The organism is Bradyrhizobium algeriense (assembly GCF_003062295.1).
Classification (GTDB): Bacteria; Pseudomonadota; Alphaproteobacteria; order Rhizobiales; family Xanthobacteraceae; genus Bradyrhizobium; species Bradyrhizobium algeriense.
Map to the genome: position 1 here is coordinate 258,976 of NZ_PYCN01000001.1, position 18,170 is coordinate 277,145.

20 protein-coding genes are annotated in these 18,170 nt (G+C 63.5%); 6 read left to right on the top strand and 14 right to left on the bottom strand.

What is annotated here, in order from left to right:
• Together C7G61_RS01225 and C7G61_RS01230 are read right to left on the bottom strand one after the other, a co-directional pair.
• Complete coding sequence (locus C7G61_RS01225; RefSeq protein WP_108512253.1) at positions 1-984, bottom strand: Bug family tripartite tricarboxylate transporter substrate binding protein; 984 nt, start codon at positions 982-984, stop codon at positions 1-3.
• 94 nt (positions 985-1,078) lie between these two features.
• Complete coding sequence (locus C7G61_RS01230; protein WP_244608089.1) at positions 1,079-2,023, bottom strand: alpha/beta fold hydrolase; 945 nt, start codon at positions 2,021-2,023, stop codon at positions 1,079-1,081.
• A 152-nt stretch (positions 2,024-2,175) separates the two neighbouring features.
• Here C7G61_RS01230 and C7G61_RS01235 point away from each other — a divergent pair, with 152 nt between their 5' ends.
• From C7G61_RS01235 to C7G61_RS01245, 3 genes are all read left to right on the top strand, one after another.
• Positions 2,176-3,003, top strand: coding sequence for an MBL fold metallo-hydrolase (locus C7G61_RS01235; protein ID WP_108512780.1), 828 nt, complete (start codon positions 2,176-2,178; stop codon positions 3,001-3,003).
• A gap of 45 nt (positions 3,004-3,048) precedes the next feature.
• Positions 3,049-4,041, top strand: coding sequence for an alpha/beta fold hydrolase (locus tag C7G61_RS01240; RefSeq protein WP_108512254.1), 993 nt, complete (start codon positions 3,049-3,051; stop codon positions 4,039-4,041).
• 62 nt (positions 4,042-4,103) lie between these two features.
• Entirely contained in the window at positions 4,104-5,156 is a 1,053-nt protein-coding gene (locus C7G61_RS01245) for an amidohydrolase family protein (RefSeq protein WP_108512255.1), read from the top strand.
• Here the strand turns inward: C7G61_RS01245 and C7G61_RS01250 are convergent, their stop codons facing one another.
• The 4 genes from C7G61_RS01250 to C7G61_RS01260 form a co-directional block, all read right to left on the bottom strand.
• Complete coding sequence (locus tag C7G61_RS01250) at positions 5,157-6,410, bottom strand: aminopeptidase (RefSeq protein WP_108512256.1); 1,254 nt, start codon at positions 6,408-6,410, stop codon at positions 5,157-5,159.
• A 63-nt stretch (positions 6,411-6,473) separates the two neighbouring features.
• Positions 6,474-6,608, bottom strand: coding sequence for a hypothetical protein (locus C7G61_RS46950; RefSeq protein WP_274542253.1), 135 nt, complete (start codon positions 6,606-6,608; stop codon positions 6,474-6,476).
• Between the two features lie 15 nt (positions 6,609-6,623).
• The gene (locus C7G61_RS01255) at positions 6,624-6,914 is read right to left on the bottom strand and encodes a DUF1330 domain-containing protein (protein WP_108512257.1); all 291 of its coding nucleotides are present in this window, start codon (positions 6,912-6,914) and stop codon (positions 6,624-6,626) included.
• A gap of 60 nt (positions 6,915-6,974) precedes the next feature.
• A complete protein-coding gene (locus C7G61_RS01260; RefSeq protein WP_108512258.1) occupies positions 6,975-8,849 on the bottom strand; it encodes a DEAD/DEAH box helicase in 1,875 nt (624 codons plus the stop codon).
• A 320-nt stretch (positions 8,850-9,169) separates the two neighbouring features.
• Here C7G61_RS01260 and C7G61_RS01265 point away from each other — a divergent pair, with 320 nt between their 5' ends.
• The gene (locus C7G61_RS01265; protein WP_108512259.1) at positions 9,170-9,889 is read left to right on the top strand and encodes a DNA-3-methyladenine glycosylase I; all 720 of its coding nucleotides are present in this window, start codon (positions 9,170-9,172) and stop codon (positions 9,887-9,889) included.
• A gap of 70 nt (positions 9,890-9,959) precedes the next feature.
• On the opposite strand, the gene C7G61_RS01270 is transcribed toward C7G61_RS01265, so the two are convergent.
• Complete coding sequence (locus C7G61_RS01270) at positions 9,960-11,192, bottom strand: rhodanese-like domain-containing protein (protein ID WP_108512260.1); 1,233 nt, start codon at positions 11,190-11,192, stop codon at positions 9,960-9,962.
• A 165-nt stretch (positions 11,193-11,357) separates the two neighbouring features.
• Between C7G61_RS01270 and C7G61_RS01275 the strand changes: the two genes are divergently transcribed.
• Positions 11,358-12,281, top strand: a complete 924-nt coding sequence (locus C7G61_RS01275) for a LysR family transcriptional regulator (protein ID WP_108512261.1) — start codon at positions 11,358-11,360, stop codon at positions 12,279-12,281.
• 98 nt (positions 12,282-12,379) lie between these two features.
• On the opposite strand, the gene C7G61_RS01280 is transcribed toward C7G61_RS01275, so the two are convergent.
• Both C7G61_RS01280 and C7G61_RS01285 read right to left on the bottom strand, forming a co-directional pair.
• Positions 12,380-12,979: a thiamine pyrophosphate-dependent enzyme gene (locus C7G61_RS01280; RefSeq protein WP_108512262.1), complete on the bottom strand. Its 600-nt coding sequence runs from the start codon at positions 12,977-12,979 to the stop codon at positions 12,380-12,382.
• On the bottom strand, positions 12,976-13,542 hold the full coding sequence (locus tag C7G61_RS01285) for a thiamine pyrophosphate-binding protein (RefSeq protein ID WP_108512263.1): 567 nt from the start codon (positions 13,540-13,542) through the stop codon (positions 12,976-12,978). The genes C7G61_RS01280 and C7G61_RS01285 overlap by 4 nt, the downstream gene beginning before the upstream one ends.
• 924 nt (positions 13,543-14,466) lie before the next feature.
• On the opposite strand from C7G61_RS01285, the gene C7G61_RS01290 reads away from it, so the two are divergent.
• Complete coding sequence (locus tag C7G61_RS01290) at positions 14,467-15,429, top strand: VOC family protein (protein ID WP_108512264.1); 963 nt, start codon at positions 14,467-14,469, stop codon at positions 15,427-15,429.
• Positions 15,430-15,519: 90 nt separating this feature from the next.
• Here the strand turns inward: C7G61_RS01290 and C7G61_RS46955 are convergent, their stop codons facing one another.
• From C7G61_RS46955 to C7G61_RS01310, 5 genes are all read right to left on the bottom strand, one after another.
• Positions 15,520-15,654 (bottom strand): hypothetical protein, encoded by a 135-nt coding sequence (locus C7G61_RS46955; protein WP_274542254.1) that lies wholly within the window; start codon positions 15,652-15,654, stop codon positions 15,520-15,522.
• A gap of 52 nt (positions 15,655-15,706) precedes the next feature.
• Positions 15,707-15,946 carry a hypothetical protein gene (locus C7G61_RS01295; RefSeq protein WP_108512265.1) on the bottom strand — a complete coding sequence of 80 codons (240 nt, stop codon included), beginning with the start codon at positions 15,944-15,946 and terminating at the stop codon, positions 15,707-15,709.
• A gap of 33 nt (positions 15,947-15,979) precedes the next feature.
• The gene (locus C7G61_RS01300) at positions 15,980-16,177 is read right to left on the bottom strand and encodes a hypothetical protein (RefSeq protein ID WP_244608090.1); all 198 of its coding nucleotides are present in this window, start codon (positions 16,175-16,177) and stop codon (positions 15,980-15,982) included.
• 374 nt (positions 16,178-16,551) lie between these two features.
• Positions 16,552-16,794: a hypothetical protein gene (locus C7G61_RS01305; RefSeq protein ID WP_108512266.1), complete on the bottom strand. Its 243-nt coding sequence runs from the start codon at positions 16,792-16,794 to the stop codon at positions 16,552-16,554.
• A 47-nt stretch (positions 16,795-16,841) separates the two neighbouring features.
• On the bottom strand, positions 16,842-18,137 hold the full coding sequence (locus C7G61_RS01310; RefSeq protein WP_108512267.1) for a glycoside hydrolase family 130 protein: 1,296 nt from the start codon (positions 18,135-18,137) through the stop codon (positions 16,842-16,844).
• Positions 18,138-18,170: the final 33 nt, after the last annotated feature.

The following is an 18,170-nucleotide window of genomic DNA, read 5'->3' on the forward strand; positions in this document are numbered from 1 at the left end:
CTACTGCTTCTCCAGCCCCGCCCGTTCGATCACATCGCCCCAGCGCTTGATCTCCTTTTCGATGAACGGGATCATCTCGGCCTTCTGCAGCAGCATCGGGCGGGTGCCGACCTTTTCGAAATGCGTGCGCACGCGCTCCGACGACAGCGCCGCGTGTGCCGCCGCCGCCAGCCGGTCGACGACCGGCGCGGGCGTTCCTGCGGGCACCATGATCGAGGACCAGCTCTGGGTGGTCATCTCCTTCATGCCGAGTTCGGCCATGGTCGGCACGTCAGGGAATGCGCGTAGCCGTTCCGGCGCGGTCGTGGCCAGCACCCTCAGCTTGCCGGCCTCGACATGCGGGCCGACCGAAACCGGGTAATCGAACATGACATCGACGCGGCCGGCGATCATGTCGTTCAGTGCCGGCGCGCTGCCCCTGTACGGCACATGCTGCATTTCGATGCCGGTGACGGTCTTGAACAATTCGGCGACCAGATGCGTCGCGGTGCCGACGCCCGAGGAGGAGAACGTCACCTTGCCCGGATTCTGTTTGGCGTAGGCGATGAACTCAGGCACCGAGTTATATGGCGCCTCGTGATAGGCGACGAACAGGTTCGGGCTTTCGCCGACCAGATGCACCGGCAGGAAACTCGTCAGCGGATCATAGGACAGGTTTTTGCGCAACGTGACGTTGGCCGCCATCGTGCCCTGCGTGCCGTAGATCATCGTGTAGCCGTCGGGCTTGGCGCGCGCCACCTGTTCGGTGCCGACCGTGCCGCCACCGCCGCCGCGATTGTCGATCAGGACCGATTGACCAAGCGTCTTCGACATTTCCTCGGCGACGATGCGCGACGTCGTGTCCGTGATGCCGCCCGGCGCGAAGGGCACGACCCAGGTGATCGGACGGCTGGGGAATTCCTCGGCCGAGGCCGATGTGGAGGCCGATGTAATCGAGGCAAAGGTCACCAGCCAGATCGCAAGCAAGACGTGATGCTTCGCCATGGAATTCCGCCCCGTAAAATTTCTGTCCTTCTCGGAGGACTTGCGCAGGGAGGATGACGGTTTTCGCAACGGCTTGCCATGCGGCAAACTCGACCTATGCCTTGATCAGCTCCATCACCGCCGCCGCAAACGCCTCGGGCGCTTCCTGCGGCAGATTGTGCCCGGCGCGCGGCACCACGCGATGAACGCGGCGGCGGGTGAACTTTGCCGCGCTGGCGGTGCCATCAGTTGCCGGCACAACGCCATCGCCTGCGCCATCCAGCGTAATCGTTGGCACGGTGATGGGAGGCAGTGCCGCCAGCCTGTGCTGGATTTCAGCATATTGCGGATCGCCGTCGGCCAGACCAAAACGGTGGCGATAGCTGTGGATCACCACGTCGACGTAATCGGGATTGTCGTGGGCCATTGCAGTTCGCTCGAAACAGGCATCGTCGAACGGCCAGTTCGGCGACCATTGCGTCCATAATATCCGCGCAATCTCGCGCCGGTTGGCAGCCAGTCCCGCGCGGCCGCGTTCGAGCTGGAAGTAATACTGGTACCACAGCGCCACCTCGCGTTCGGGGCGCTGTGGCGCCATCGCGTTGGCAATATCCTGGACCAGATAGGAATTGACAGAGACGAGCCCGATGCAGCGCTCCGGCCATAACGCCGCGCCGACACAGGCCGCGCGGCCACCCCAGTCGTAACCCGCGAACACGGCGCGGCGGATGCCAAGCGCATCCATCAGCGCCATCATGTCGGCGCCGACCGCCGCCTGCTCGCCCGAGCGCGGTGTGCTCGCGTCGCGAAACCGGGTCGGGCCGTAGCCGCGCAAATAGGGAACGATGACGCGGCAGCCTTGGGCCGCCAGTTGCGGCGCGACGTCGACATAGCTGTGAATGTCGTAGGGAAAGCCATGCATCAGCATCACGGCCGATCCGTCGGCGGGACCCGCCTCGTAATAGGCGATACTGAGGACACCGGCATCGACCTGGCGCAACGGCTCCAGCCGTTTCGATGACGGGGCATGCGGGGCCGGGGCGGTGGTCTTTTCAGTCACGGCAAAACTCCCTGGTTGAGCTTTACAATATGGCATCGCCCGCCCCCGATGAAGCAATTCCGGCACGCTGCCGTGCGCGAATGCCATCATGACGTTTCCAAAATTCGGCGATACAGTGCGGCCTGCGGCCTTTGCCGCGGATGGGTCATGCCATGTTGCGATCGCTTAACGTAGTCCTTGCTGTCGCCCTCGCCTTGCTCGGTTCGCTAATCGTCCCGGCGACCGCCCAGCAGCAGCCTTTGCGCAGCGAGTGCCTCGCGATGGCGAAGGCCCCGCCGCTCGCCGTGCCCGTCAGCCTTCGCCGCACGGCCGCCAAGACCGAAGAGGTCGCGATCACCTATGTCGGGCATTCCACCTATTACATCGACACGCCCGGCGGCGTGCGGATCGCGACCGACTTCAACGGCGCCTACCGGACCGGCAGGCTGCCCGACGTCGTCACCATGAACCGCGCACACTCGACCCACTACACGCTGTTTCCCGATCCAAAGATTCCGCACGTTCTGCATGGCTGGGGCGAGAATGGACAGGCCGCGCATGTCTCAACGCGCGTCGGCGACGTCTATATCCGCAACGTCCCCACCGACATCCGCCGCTACTATGGCGAGGGCTCCGGCGCGATGATCAAGGACGGCAACTCGATCTTCATCTTCGAGGTCGCCGGCCTCTGCATCGGCCATCTCGGACATCTGCACCACAAGCTCGACGATACGCATTTCGCGGCGATAGGCCGGCTCGACATCCTGATGGTGCCGATCGACGGCACCTATACGATGTCGCTCGACGGCGTCTCCGAGATCACCAAGCGCCTGCGCTCCTCCATCGTGCTGCCGATGCATCGCTTCGCCACCCCGCTCGACGAATTCATGCGGCTGATCGGCCAGCAATTCGTCATCGACCAGCGGACCGAGCGGACACTGAAGATATCCCGGGACACGCTGCCGGGCACGCCGACGGTGATCATTCTGGAAGGGGTGTGATCGCGCTGAAATTTCGTAGCGAAGACGATGCAAAGGGAGGGAAACTTGAGCGGACCTGTGCAGCGAACCATCGAGAGCAACGGAATCCGCCTCAACATCGCCGAGCAGGGCAAGGGACCGCCGGTGATCCTGTGTCACGGCTTCCCGGAGTCCTGGTATTCCTGGCGCCACCAGCTCACCGCCCTGGCCGCTGCCGGCTTCCACGCCGTGGCTCCGGATATGCGCGGCTATGGCAAGAGCGACCGGCCGGAGGCAGTCGATCAATACACGATGTTCCATCTGATCGGTGACCTGGTGGGGCTGCTCGATGCCCTCGAAGCGCCAACGGCCGTTATCGTCGGCCATGACTGGGGCGCGGCTATCGCCTGGCAAGCAGCACGCCTGCGCCCCGACCGCTTCCGCGCCGTTGCGGGTCTCAGCGTGCCATTCCGGCCTCGCGGGCCGGTGCGCCCGACCAGCGTCATGCCGCAAACCGCGGACGCTCAATTTTACCAGCTCTATTTCCAGGAGCCGGGCGTAGCTGAGGCCGAGATGGAGCGGGATCCACGGGTTACTGTGCTGAGCATGCTCTACGGCGCGTCGGGCGAAGGCGCGGCGGCGTTCCGGGACGCCGCAGCCCGCGGCGACATCACGCGAACGCCCGGCATGGTTCCGCGCGGCGAAGGCATGTTGCAAGGATCGACGACGACGCTGCCGGCGTGGCTCAGCGAAGCTGATATCGAGTTCTATGCCGGCGAATTCAGGCGCAGCGGCTTCCGCGGTCCGCTCAACTATTATCGCAACATCGATCGCAATTGGGAGCTGATGGCTGCGTTTGCAGATGTAATAGTGACGGTCCCGGCGCTGTTCGTCGCAGGCGACCACGATTTGGTGATTGCCGCCCCCGGCATGGACCAGCATCTCGCCAATCTCAAGCAGTTCGTCCCGGCTTTGCGCAACATGCGAATTCTGCCCGGCTGCGGGCATTGGACCCAGCAGGAGCGCCCAAGCGAGGTCAGCGCCGCGATCATCGATTTCATCCGTCGCCTGCCGGGCTGAAGCTTCCGCGAACGGAAGGTCACGCCAACAATAATCCAAGAAAATCCAGGGGAGCGAAATCCATGGCCGCCAGCACTGCACCCGCCTCCAGAAGCGGGCTCTACGCCGATCCGCGCGAGGACTGGCTCGCGCAATATACCGAAGAGATCATCGATCCCGCCCGCCCAATCGTCGATCCGCATCACCATCTCTGGGACCGCGGCGGCTTGCGTTACATGATCGAGGAGATGGCCGCCGACATCGCCTCCGGCCACAACATCGTCGCCACCGTCTATGTCGACTGCCGCTCGATGTACCGTGCGCGCGGCCCCGAGGCGTTCCGCCCCGTCGGCGAGGTCGAGTTCGCCAATGGCGTGGCGGCGATGGCCGCGAGCGGCGCCTACGGCAAGGCCGCGATCTGCGCCGGCATCGTCAGCCACGTCAATTTGCTGCTCGGCGACGGCGCGAAAGCCGTGCTGGAGGCGGAGATCGTTGCCGGCAACGGCCGCTTCCGCGGCATCCGGCACTCGTCGGCGTGGGATGCCGACCCCAATGTCGCCGGCATGTATGCGACGCGGCCGAAAGGATTGTTGCTCGACGGCACCTTCCGCAAAGGCTTCGCCTGCCTTGCGCCACTGGGCTTGAGTTTCGACGCCTGGCTGTTCCATCCGCAAATCGGCGAACTCACCGACCTCGCACGCGCCTTTCCGGACACCAAAATCGTGCTCGATCATTGCGGCGGGCCGATCGGCATCGGCAGCTATGCCGGGCGGCGCAAGGAAATCTTCCCGGTGTGGAAGGCCTCGATCCGGGAAATCGCCAGATGCGAAAACGTCGTCGTCAAGCTCGGCGGGCTCGCGATGAGCCTGCTCGGCTATGATTTTCACCTGCGCCCGAAGCCGCCGTCTTCGGAGGAGGCGGCTACCGCATGGCGTCCCTATATCGAAACCTGCATCGAGGCGTTTGGTCCCGATCGATGCATGTTCGAAAGCAATTTTCCACCGGATAAAGGCCAGTGCAGCTATCAGGTGATCTTCAACGCTTTCAAGCGGCTGGCCGTGCAATATAGCGAAGCGGAGAAGACGGCGCTGTTCTCCGGGACGGCGATCGACTTCTACAAGCTCAAGCTGGACTGATTACGCCCACTCGCCCTTGCGAAACACCGGCACGCGGCTTCCGTCGGCGTGAATGCCGTCGATATCGGTCTCGCTTGATCCGATCATCCAGTCGATGTGGATGAGGCTCTTGTTGCCGCCCTGCGCCGCGATCTGCTGCGGCGTCAGCTTGTCGCCGCCGACGAAGCATTTCGAGTAGCATTGGCCGAGCGCGATATGGGAAGCGGCGTTCTCGTCGAACAACGTGTTGAAGAACAGCAGCCCGCTCTTGGAGATCGGCGAGGAATGCGGCACCAGCGCCACTTCGCCGAGACGCGCTGCGCCCTCATCGGTGTCGAGCACCTTCTTCAGCACCTCCTCGCCGCGCGAGGCTTTGGCCTCAACGATGCGGCCTTCCTCGAACCGCACCGCGATGTTGTCGATCAGCGTGCCCTGATAGGACAGCGGTTTTGAGCTGACGACATGGCCGCTGACGCGCCGGCAATGCGGCGTGGTGAAGACTTCCTCAGTCGGGATGTTGGCGTTGCAGGTGATGCCGTTCTTCGCAGTCGAGGCGCCGCCTTCCCACTCATGGCCGTCGGCGAGACCGATCGTCAGGTCGGTGCCGGGGCCGGAATATTTCAGCGCGTGAAAGCGCTGGCCGTTCAGCCAGTCGGTCCGCTCGCGCAGCACGGCGTTATGCTTTTCCCAGGCGGCAACGGCGCCGTCCTGATCGACGCGCGAGGCCGCAAAAATCGCGTCCGCCAGTTTTGCTATCGCGACGTCCTCGGGAACATCGGGGAAAACCTGCCTGGCCCAGGACGGGCTCGGATAGGCGATGATGTTCCAGTTGGTGTCGAAATTGACGATCTTCTCCAGCGCCGGCTGGTAGGCGATCGAATTGGCCTTGCTGGCGCGCGCGACCTTTGCCGGGTCCTCGCCCGACAGCAGCATCGGATTGTCGCCGACGATGGCGAGCCGCGCGGTGTTGGCGGCGAACGCCTTCGCCATGCCCTCATAGAGCCAGCCGGCGGCGCGATCGAAACTCTCGTTGTGGCCATAACGATAGCGCGCCAGCGTGATCTCCTCATCCGACAGCAACGGGGTCACGATTCCCGCGCCGGCCCTGTAGGCATGTTCGGCGATCCGGCGCACCAGCGGCAGCGCGACTGAGGGCGCGGTCAGCAGCAGGTCCTGTCCCGGCTGCAGCCGCAGGCCGACCTTGACCGCGACTTCGGCGAGGCGGTCGAGTTTCAGGGGATCGATCGAAGGGGAAACGTTGCGCTGTGCGGTCATGATTCTTTCGGCCAATGCTCATCGATTTTGAAGGCCTCGCAGCCCTCGGCCGTGATCACACAATCAAGCCAAAGCGAGCGAAGCGCCTGACAACAGCAATAGCACAGGAATGGTCCGGCGAAAGCCGATCTCGTTGATGTTCCGGAATGCAACAATGCCGAGCAGGGAACCCGCAAACAGCGCCGGGCCATCAGCCATCAGCGCTGCCGCCGGTCAGCGCAAGCCCCTCACCGTGAGCACAATTCCGTCGGCGCCCGCTTTGCGGTCGACGGATATCTCCTGATACTCCGGCGAGGTCTGGAATTCCTGCGCCGCGGCCTCATCCGGGAATTCCATGATCACGACCTTGTCGCGCGGCCATTCGCCTTCCAGCACCACCGGATGTGCGTCCGCCACCAGCAGCTTGCCCTTGAACTTCTTGAACACGTCCATGAAGCGCGATTGATAGCGGTCGTAGAGTTCGCGGCGAGTGAACTTCAGTTGCGCGATGATGTAGACGCTCATGATAGCTCCTCATCTCACGTGGCAGGTGAGCGCCGGCGCTCTCAGCAATGGTCGCGCCGCTCAGCCACGAAACTTCTTCTTTTTGTTCTTTCCGAATGCGGGCTTTGCAGACGTCCCATTTTCATGCTGCGGCTTTCCGGCATACGCCTGCTCGCCTCGATCCCGCCTCTTGGTATCGTAACGCGGTTTCTTGTCAAACCCCGCTCTGTCGGCGCCTTCAGCCTTCTTGCCGAAGTGCTTCGGCTTCGGCGCCGCCGCGTCGCGAACCGGCTCGCGCGATGGAGCTCCTGCGAGCGCCTCGATGCGGATGCTGTCTTCCTTGTCGGGACGGCGAATTTGCGCTGCGAAACGTTCGGCGCTGCGCGCGGAAATCTCGAACTCGGTGGTGGTATCGAGAATGCGGATGGCGCCGATGTCTTCCTTCTTGATGCCGCCGCGACGGCACAGCATCGGCAGCAGCCAGCGCGCTTCGGCATTCTTCCGGCGTCCGATCGCCGCGCTGAACCAGACAGAATCCTCCGCCATGCGATGGCGCGGCGATGATTTCGCAGGCTTCGACCCACGTCCAGCCTCGCGATCGACCCTCTCCCGCGCACGTTCCGCCCGCGATTTGACGCGATCCTCACCGGGACCGACGATGTCCTCGGGCGACGGAAGCCGCGAGCGATAGAGCCGCGCCAGCGCCGCGGCGATATCCTCCGCCGAGCGTTCGGCGAGCAGCGCCTGCGCGATCGCCAGATCCTCAGGCGTCGTCTCGGCGGCGAACAGATCGTCGCGCAGCATGCGCTCCTGATCGAGCTTGCGAATTTCATCCGGCTGCGGCGCCAAACCCCAGGCGGCATCGATGCCGGCCAGATTGAGCAGCACCTCGGCGCGGCGCTTGCGTGCCGGCGGCACCAGCAAGACGCTGACACCCTTGCGACCAGCGCGTCCGGTGCGGCCGGAGCGGTGCTGCATGACTTCCGGATCGTTCGGAATATCGGCGTGGATGACGAGATCGAGGTTCGGCAGATCGATGCCGCGCGCCGCCACGTCGGTCGCGACGCAGACCCGGGCGCGGCCATCGCGCAGGGCCTGCAGCGCCAGCGTTCGCTCATTCTGGGTCAATTCGCCCGACAGCGCCACCACGGAGAAGCCGCGCTCCAGCAGCGTCGCCTGCAGATGCCGGACGGCATCGCGCGTGTTGCAGAACACCAGCGTGCCCGGCGATTCAAAAAACCGCAGGATGTTGACGACGGCATGCTCGACATCGCCGGAGGCAATCCGGATGGCGCGGTACTCGATGTCGGCATGGCCGCCTTCTTCGCCCGCGACTTCGACGCGAAAGGCCGATTGCTGATACTCTTTCGCCAGCGCGACGATGCCGCGCGGCAAGGTCGCCGAAAACAGCAGCGTGCGCCGGTCCTCCGGCGTGGCCTCAAGGATGAACTCCATGTCCTCGCGGAAGCCGAGATCGAGCATCTCGTCGGCCTCGTCGAGCACGATCGCCTTTAGTTCCGAAACGTCGAGCCGGCCGCGCCGCAAATGGTCGCATAGCCGCCCGGGCGTGCCGACCACGATGTGCGCGCCCGCGGCGAGCTCACGCTGCTCGCGGCGCGGGTCCATGCCGCCGACGCAGGAAACCACCCGCGCATCGGCATGCTGATAGAGCCAGGCAAGTTCGCGATGGACCTGAAGAGCCAACTCGCGGGTTGGCGCGACGATCAGCGCCAGCGGAGCCGCGGCCCGCTCGAACCGGTCGGCGCCATCCAGCAAATTCTTCGCGATCGCCAGGCCATAGGCGACCGTTTTGCCCGAACCGGTCTGCGCCGAAACCAGCAGGTCGCGGCTGGCCGCGTCGTCGGCCAGCACCGCGGTCTGGACCTGTGTAAGCCGATCGAAGTTGCGTTCCGCCAAAGCTCGGGCGAGCGGCGGATGGGTGGGCAATAATGTCACGAGATGTCAGACCTTAGGTTGGCTCTATCAGCCGGAAATGTTGAATACCGCCCCGAACCGAAAATGGCTCTAAGCTGCGCGTTTCACGAAGCGCAGCCGTACGGCCTGACCGATTTCACTGAGGTGGGGATGCTTTAGGCGAAAACCAGCCAATACGCCATCCATTCTTTGCAGGTCAGCCGATCACTTCTGTGGCGATTAACCTTTCGCGGTGCGTGCATCCCGACGCTGGGAATCCTGGAGCGATCGGCTAAACTGCGGTTTTGAGGCGTTTCGCCCGTGTTTTCAGATCATGCGTCGCTCAAAAGGGGCCGTATACCGTGATCGCGTTCAAGACCGTTCGTGCCCGGGCCGAGAAGCGCAAGGGCGGCCCCAAGGCGCTCGCCAGGCTGCTGCCGGCCAAGTCCGACCCGAAGGCGCTTGGCAAGCTCGGCGACGACCGGATTCTCGCGGAAATGACCAGGCGGGTGTTCTCGGCGGGGTTTGCCTGGAGCGTGATCGAGACCAAATGGCCGGGTTTTGAGAAGGCGTTTCTCGGCTTCAAGCCGGGGCCGCTGTCGCTGAAACCGGACGAGTTCTGGGACGACCTGCTGAAGGACACGCGCATCGTCCGCAACGGCGCCAAGATCATGTCGGTGCGCGCCAATGCAAGCTTCGTGAGGGACATCGCCAGGGAGTACGGCAGTTTCGGCAAGTTCCTCGCGAACTGGCCCTCGTCCGACGAGGCCGGCTTGCTGGAATTGCTGGCCAAGCGCGGCAGCCGGCTCGGCGGCAATACCGGGCAGATGATGCTGCGCTTCCTCGGCTGGGACGGTTTTGTCACGTCACGGGACGTCGTGCTGTGCCTGCGCGACGCCGGGCTCGACATCGCGGAGACGGTGACCTCGAAGCGCGATCTCGCCAAGGTGCAGGCGCAGTTCAACGCATGGGCGGAGGAGACCGGGCTTTCCTACGTGCAGCTCTCGCGGATTTGTGCGCTATCGATCGGCGAAAATTATGCGGCGGAGAAGCTCGAGAGCATGATGGGCGGCGACGAATGATCCGCCTTCGCTCTTTGAGCTACGGCGCGACAAGCCCGCCCAATCCATGGGCTGAATTCGTCGGTTGGAATCAGATGACGAAGAATCCATGCGTGCCGTCGCGGCGGAGTTGCTCGACAAGGCCGTATTCCCAGTCGAGATAGGCCTGCATCGCGCTTTCCTTGATATCGGTGCCCTCATAGGGACGGCGGTAGCGGTGTGACGGATCGGGCTTTGGGATCGCAAGCGGCGGGCCGATCTCGAGCGTGCCGTCATAGCAGCCTTCGAGCACATAGGTTTCCCATCCCATCTGCGCGAGCCAGGACGCGGTCATATCGGCCCTGACACGCAAATTATCGGTCAGCACGATGCGCGCGCCGCGCACAGGCGCAGCCATGTCGATCTCCTGCACCAATTGCCCGCCGGCATAATGGCGAAAGCCTGCGAGATGGCCGGCGGCGTATTCCTCTTCCGAGCGCACATCGAAACGATAGAGCGTACGATCGGCCTGCGCCTGCAGCGCCGCCATCTCCGCAAAGCCGATGTGCCGGACGCCGGCGCGATAGGCGACATCGCGCGCGCTGGCCTCACCGCCCGCGATGGTGCCGATCTCGCCGCGCCTGTTGGATCCATGTTCGAGATTCTGTTTGGCCAGCGTCCAGCCGATCGTTCCGTTGCGCAGCGCCCGCACCTTGTTGGTAACGCCGGCATTGATCAGCGACTGGGTGCCGATGATCGAGCGGGTGCGGCCAGCGCAATTGACGATAATGGTGGTTTCGGAATCCGGCGCGGCGCGGCCGGCACGCAGCACCAGTTCGGCGCCCGGTACGCTGATCGAGCCCGGGATATTCATGGTCGCGTATTCGTCGAACCGGCGGACATCGAGGATTTGAATGTTGGCGCCATTCGCAATCAGGGCGCTGACTTCCTCGGCGGCCAGCGAAGGCGTGTGGCGGCGATGCTCCACCAGCTCGCCAAACGCCTTGGCATAGGAATTGACGTCCTGGAACAGCTCAAAGCCCGCCTGTTTCCAGCCCTGCAATCCGCCATCGAGTTGGCGGACGTTGCTGTAGCCCAGCGCCGTGAGCCGGTCTGCCGCGACGGCGACGAGGCCTTCGCCGTCATCATAGATAACGATCGGCACGTCCTTGCGCGGCAGCCGCGCTGCGGCTTCCAGCGTGATCCGGTCAGCCGCCATGTTGGCGGCAAACAGCGGATGGCCGGTGGCAAAGACGGCCTCGTGCCTGGCATCGAGCAGTGCGATTTCATCGCGCAACAGCAGCGCGGTGCGGATTTGCGAGGGACTGACGGGGGGTACGGTCATGGATCGTGAATTCCGGATGGGGATCGTTGCTCCATTAACAGCATCGAGAGCCACGCGTCACGCCGGGCGAGGCATTAACTCTCATGTCATCGAACATTGAACTGATTGCACCGACTTCGCCGAAAACAGCATATGATGCCTACCAGATAAGCACTTAGGCATCCGATGGACCTCAAACAATTGCGCACCTTCCGCGCCGTGGCCGAGCTGGGCAGCCTCAGCAAGGCGGCGGACCGGCTGCGCGCCGCCCAGCCCGCGCTGAGCCGGCACATCAAGCTGCTCGAGCACGAGCTGCGCGTCGAGCTGTTCGTCCGCAACGGCCGCGGCATGCTCCTGACCAGCGCCGGCCGGATGCTGCTCGACCGCACGACGGGCCTGATCCGCCAGATCGAACAGGTCAGCGACGACCTCAAATCGGCTAACGGCAATCCGTCGGGCCGCGTCATCCTCGGGCTGGTGCCGACGGTGAGCGCGGTGCTGTCCGGACGGTTCGCCCGCCGCGTTATCAGCGAATTTCCCGACGTCTCGCTGCGCATCGTGGAGAGCTATGGCGGGCATCTGGTGGAGTGGCTGCACCGCGGCGAAATGGATCTCGCGATCATCTACGGTCCCGCGGTAGATCTGCATCTTCAGGTCCAGTCGATCGGCCGCGAGGATATCGTCGCCGTCGGGCCGCCGGGGTCCGGCCTCGGCAAGCGGAAGCAGGTCGACCTGAAATGGCTGGTGAAGCAGAAGCTGATCCTGCCCAGCATCTCGCACGGCTTGCGGGCGCTGCTGGAGAAGGCGCTGGCGCGCGAGAAGTTGAAGCTCGACGCCATGATCGAGGTCGATTCTTACCGCGCGCAGATCAGCCTGATGGAGGAAGGGCTCGGCTACACGCTGCTGCCGCCTTCCGCCATCCGCACCGAAGTGGCGGCGAAACGGCTGGAGATGGCGGCCGTCAGCCCCTCGGTGTCGCGCGAACTGATTCTCGCATCGCCGATCGCCCATCCGCCGTCGATCGCGACGACGACGATTGCGACGCTGATCGTGTCGGAGATTCAACAGCTCTCCCGGGAAGGGCTTTGGAAGATCAACATGACGGCGTAGCGCCGCCGGGCATTCTCTCTTCGTCATGGCCGGGCCAAAGCGCGAAGCGCGTCTTCGCGCTTTGCCCGGGCATGACGACGTCGTGTGGGTGCCCCACCTCAATTAAATAGCGCCTCGTCTCCCAACACCGATTGCCGGAAGCGCGTCGTCAGGATGACCCCGTCCGCCGGCGGCATCACGAACACCAGCGCCTCGGGATTGATCTTGATCTGGGCGAAGGCCGTTCCCCTTCCCTCATGGGCGAGGTCGCGCAGCTCGGTCACTTCCGCCATCGTGCGGACGATGCGCGAGGTGCGGATGCCGCAGGCGGTAGCGATGGCGGCGAGGTCGACGCCGGAGGCAGTCGGGGTCTTCTGCATGCCGGTCTCGCCGAAGCGTTCATTGTCGAGGACGGCGATCGTCAGATTCTTCGGCGCTTCCACCGCGATTGACGCGAGCGAGCCGACATTCATCAGCATCTCGCCGTCGCCGGTAATGACGATCACTTTTCGCTTCGGCTGCGCCAGCGCCAGCCCAAGCCCGATCATGGCAGCGGCGCCCATCGCGCCCCAGAGCGGGAAATTGTTGGGATGATCGCCGGCGGCGGAAACATCCCAGTTCGGCGCGCCGAGGCCGGCGATGACAAGGAGATCGCCGCGGTCACGCAACAATTCGTTGACGACGTCGCGCCGATGCAGAAGTGCGTTGGGATTGGTCATTTGCGGGCAAGCTCCTTGAAATTCTTGGCGCCGAGCACGCGCTGTCCGATCAGCACCGCCACCGGCTTCCAGCTGTTGAAGGCGAGGTGCGCCGCGCCCTGCACCGTGGAAGCGACAAGGTGCGGCTCGTCCACCTTGTTCACGATCACGCCCATGGCCTCCAGCGAGGGCCGCGTCCCCTGCCCCATCGGGATCTGCCACGGATTGAACTCGCCCCAATCGCCGCGCATGGTGACGATCATCAGAAGCGGCATGTGGCAGATGACGGGCAGCGACAGCATGTTGATGCAGTTGCCGACGCCGCTCGACTGCAGCAGCAGAACGCCCCGCTCGCCACCGAGCCATGCGCCGGCCAGCATCGCCACGCCTTCCTCTTCCGTCGTCAGCGTCACGACGCGGGTCTCGGGGTCGGCCTCGAAGGAGCGGATCAGACGGCTGTGGCCGGCGTCCGGCACTATCGCCACCTGGCGAATGCCGGCGTCCTTCAGCACGCGATAGATTTCGTCCGGCCACGTCGGCAGCGCTGGTGCCGCCTCGCTCCGTGATTTTGCTGCTTCCGCCATCGGGCTCAGTTTCCTCTGCGACTTCCGGGTTGATTGGTGCGCAGAATAGATCGCGGCAGCGGGACAAGGAATTTGAATGTGAGCATGGCTTGTATTGCGAAATTGAAAGGCTGGGTGGGGATGCGGAGGTCGGGGCCTTCTCACGGTGGGGGGAAAGGTCTCTCCGCGTCATGCACTCCCGTAGGATGGGTGGAGCGAAGCGATACCCATCAATGCCGGCATAGAAGGTGATGGGTTTCGCTGCGCTCTACCCATCCTACGAGGCATAACTTCGCGATCTCGCGGCGCATGGCGTCCGAGGTTTGATCTTCGTTTGCCCTCTTCGAAATAGAGGGCGCAGGGAAGACCGGGTGCTTGCTGCACCCGCGGTCTCGCGTGCGATTTGCGCAAACAAAACTGCACACGAGCATACAGGGCAGCGGAAACACTCCGGCCTTCCCTGCGCAATGGCTTTACGGCTTACTTCGTGCTCTTCCCGGAGAACGGCTCTTTTGCCTCCGTCGCCACGAGAGAAGCGTCGCCTCTCCCGGACTTAACGCCAGCACCGCGGCGCCCGAACCACACGACTTCGCCGTACGCTCAAGCCACACACGTCAGTCGCAGCTCTCGCGTCCATCGCATCTCACCGCACGTTCGTGACGATGGCCAACGCCCCTCATCTGCCGTGAGACGGGCGGAGTTATGCCGGTGATTTGGGTGAGAACGAAAGCGGAATATTTTTGCGCGGAGGGCTGGACAGGTTTTTGGTGATTTGCCCGACAAGTGGTTTTGTCGCAGTGAGCCGCTGTCATGCCGGGCGAACGCAGCATCAAGCCCTCAGGTGGGCAATTGCGCACCGGAGAATGACGACGGGATCGGAATTGCTGCGGCTTGGAATCCGGCGCAAGATTTGCTTCGCTGTGGCGATTGCCAAAGGGAGCCTGCATGACCATCGACCTGACCCGCCGAACCCTGCTTCATCTCGCGGGTGCCTCCTCATTGTCCGCTGCGGCCGTCGCCGCGGCGCAGGCCGAGGGGACGGCGGGCGGCGGGCCGACCTTTGCCAACCGGACGCCGATGCGGATTGGCATGGTGACGTTGCGCGTGCGCAACCTCGATCTCGTCGCCGACTACTATCGCGACGCGATCGGGCTCACTGTCTTGGTGCGCACGGCAACGGGCGCCCGTCTCGGCGCGGGCGGCGTGCCGCTGCTCGATCTCTCCTTGCGCGCGAACGCCCCCGCCGAGGCACGGAACGCGGCGGGGCTCTATCACACCGCGTTCCTGATGCCGACGCGCAAGGACCTCGCGCGCTGGCTGGTGCACGCGGCGAAAAATAAGGTCCCGCTGTCCGGCTTCGCCGATCACCTCGTCAGCGAATCCGTCTACCTCGACGACCCCGAAGGCAACGGCATCGAGGTCTATGCCGATCGTGCGCCCGAAACCTGGAAATGGGATGGCAGCTCGGTCGCGATGGCAACCGACCAGCTCGACATCGACGGCTTGCTGGCGCTGACAGATACGCGCACGACCAACTATGCCAAGGCCCCCGATGACCTGCGCATCGGCCATATGCATCTGCGCGTCGGCGACCTCGAACAGGCGGACCGTTTTTACGGCGGCGCCATCGGCTTCGACCCGACCCGCAAGCGCAGCGGCGCCGCGTTTCTTTCCTCGGGGCGCTATCACCATCACCTCGGGATCAACGTCTGGCAGAGCGCCGGCGCCGGCCCGCGCGACGACACAGCGACGGGCCTTGCATGGTTTTCGCTGGAGGTCGCGACGCAGCAAATTCTTGAGGCCCAAACGCTGCGCCTGCGGCAGGCGGGCGCGCCGGCCGCAGCGATCGAGAACGGCATCGAGACATCAGATCCCTGGGGCACGAAGCTGCGGTTGATCAAAGTCTGATACCGGCAGCAATCGTCGATTAGCCCTGCTCAGCAGGCCACGCTACCGCGGGACGGAATGAGGTCGGTCCCCGCCAGGGAACGCCAAGCATTATTTCTTCTTGCCGGAACCCAAGGTCGGTTGCCAGCCGCCGGTCTTCTGACTCGGTGCCGCGGCAATCACCTTGATCTTCTCCTTCTTGGGTTTCTTGGTTTCCCGATTGCCTCTTTGCTCGCCTTTAGCCATGTCGATCTCCTTAGGGTTGATGGTGATGCCGGAACTAACGCAGACTGGTCGACTAGAGGCGCGGCGCGTCCAGATCATATCGGACCTTCAACGTCCCGATCAGATCGAGCGTGCGGGTGCGATAGAAATTGTCGGCCTCCGAAATTGGCCGACTGATGCTCGCGCTCCATCCGTAAGCATCGTCGAAAACAAACATCGTCATCCCCGACGGCCAGGGACCATGGAGGGTCCTTGCCTGCTCGACAATGATATCCTGGAGCTCATTGGCGGTCTTGAAGGCTCTGACGCTCATGGCTTGCCTCCCGGACCTCTGGTGGGCGTTCGGCTATCCTTCAAGCGGATCGAACTCGTCAGACAACAGGATCCGGCCCCGGGGCGTGGATATCCTCACGTCCAAATAACCTTCCTGCAAAAGCTCGTTTGCCTTCTTGACGGCCGCCCCCGCCGCCGCACGGCTGAGATTGATCCGGCCAAATTGATTGTTGCCGCTGATCAGGTAATGCAGTTCGGTCGTCCTATCCATGCAGGGATGCCACGGCCGACACCGACAAAGGATGGAACTGCGGGACGGTCCGGTCGGCGGCCAAGCAAACCTGGGACAACAAAAGCTCCGTTCGCCCGGGCGTGAGCATTCTCAGCCCTCAATCACCGATCGACGCCGTGGGAAACGCGGTGATGATCGACCCTAGGCTCGCGTCGCGGGAATAGCGAGCGCTAAAACGCCGCGTAGACAATCGCGAGCGCCCTTCCAGCGGTAATGCCCGCACTTAACGTGTCCCAAGCTCAATCGCGGTTACGGAAGGATAGCTGACGCAATCCCGTCGCTTCCGGCTCGGAGCAGATCCACGTGTTCGGTCCGACAGCAGGCCCGATCCGCGGAAAGTTGCAGAGCCTGTCTCAATCGAAGGCCGATGGCAGCTCTCCCTTGCGGAAGATGATCGTCGGCTCGTCATCATAGTCGCCCATCTCAGGATCGCCGGTGGATGAAAAGGCAACAACCCCGAGCTTGCTCAGGGCCAGCCGCTCCGCGGTGCGAAGCGCGCCCGTTGCCGTTTTGCAGGCGATCGGAGCGCCCGCTTTCAGGTTTCCTCCCCGGCCGGCATCGAAGACCTGAACGAAGTAGCTTGTTTCGCGAGCCATGGGGCGCTCCTTTGAGGACGCAGGCGCCGCACCGAGCGATTTCTGATTCAGGACATCGATCGCATCAACGCGGAAATCTGGATTGTTGCAAAGTTGGAGTACGTATCCGATACGGCGTAGGGCAAAATGAGCTGATCATTGTGCGCCATCGCCCCGCAGGTATAGACGACGTTGGGAACGTAGCCTTCGCGTTCGGACGGCTCGGGCCGCAACAACGGTTCGCTCGAACGCGCCAGCACCCTGGTGGGGTCGCGCTTGTCGAGCAGCGCCGCGCCGATCGAATATTTTCGGACCGGGCCGACGCCATGCGTCAGCATCAGCCAGCCCTCCTCCAGCTCGACCGGCGATCCGCAGTTGCCGATCTGCACGAACTCCCAAGGGAATTGCGGCTTCAGGATCGGCTGACCGCCTTCCCATCTGTAGAGGTCGTCGGAATAGATCAAATAAAGGTTCTCGTTATCCTGTCGCGCGATCATGGCGTACTTGCCGTCGATTTTGCGCGGGAACAGCGCCATGCCCTTGTTGCGCGCGGCTGCGCCGTGCAGCGGCGTCATTCGAAACGAGAGGAAGTCGCTGGTCTCGATCAGTTCCGACCGGATCGCGGTACCCTTGTAGGCGGTATAGGTTGCGTAATAGGTCGTCCGACCGCCATCGCTGAATTGGACGAAGCGCGCGTCTTCGATGCCGTTCGATTGCGAATCCGTGACCGGAAAGATCACACGTTCACTGATGTCCTGTGCCGGCTCGAAAACGACGTCGACTTCGTCGCCCATCGGTCCAGCTAACCGGTGCCTGATCCGGGGACTCGAAGCGAGCCGGGCCGTCGGATCGACTCTGATGCTGCCTTCAGCGGCGATGGTGCCAGCGCGAAACGTCAGTGACGATACGTGCCCCTCGCCGACGGCTCGGAGGCTCAGAATGAAGCGCAGGCTGCCGTTCGGGATTCCTGACTGGTCGGGGTGCGGCACGATGCTGGGATTGAACAGTGCCGACGCTTCGAACGAGTATTCGTGCAGGAAGTAAGCGCCGATAAGCTGGCGCTGCACTTCGGAAAACGTAATGTGCGCCAGCAGCGCCTCCTCCATTTCGTCGGCCCGGCGCTCAAACGTCTCCAGCAGGTTGCGGTGCCGGCCCTGGAAATTTTCCAGCACATCGGCCAGTTGGCTTGCCGCGGCCTGCGGATCGAGATTGAGAACGCGCTCGACAATATGGTTGGCGCGCGTCTTGTCGGTCGGGTTGAGATCACGCGGTTCGGTCGCCGGCTTGAACGGACGCACGATCACGCGCGCAGGATCAGGCCGCAGATAGAGCGCCCGTCGATTGACGAAAGTGGCTTGCAACAAGGTGCCCTCAGTTCGCGTTTGCGTGGGTGGACG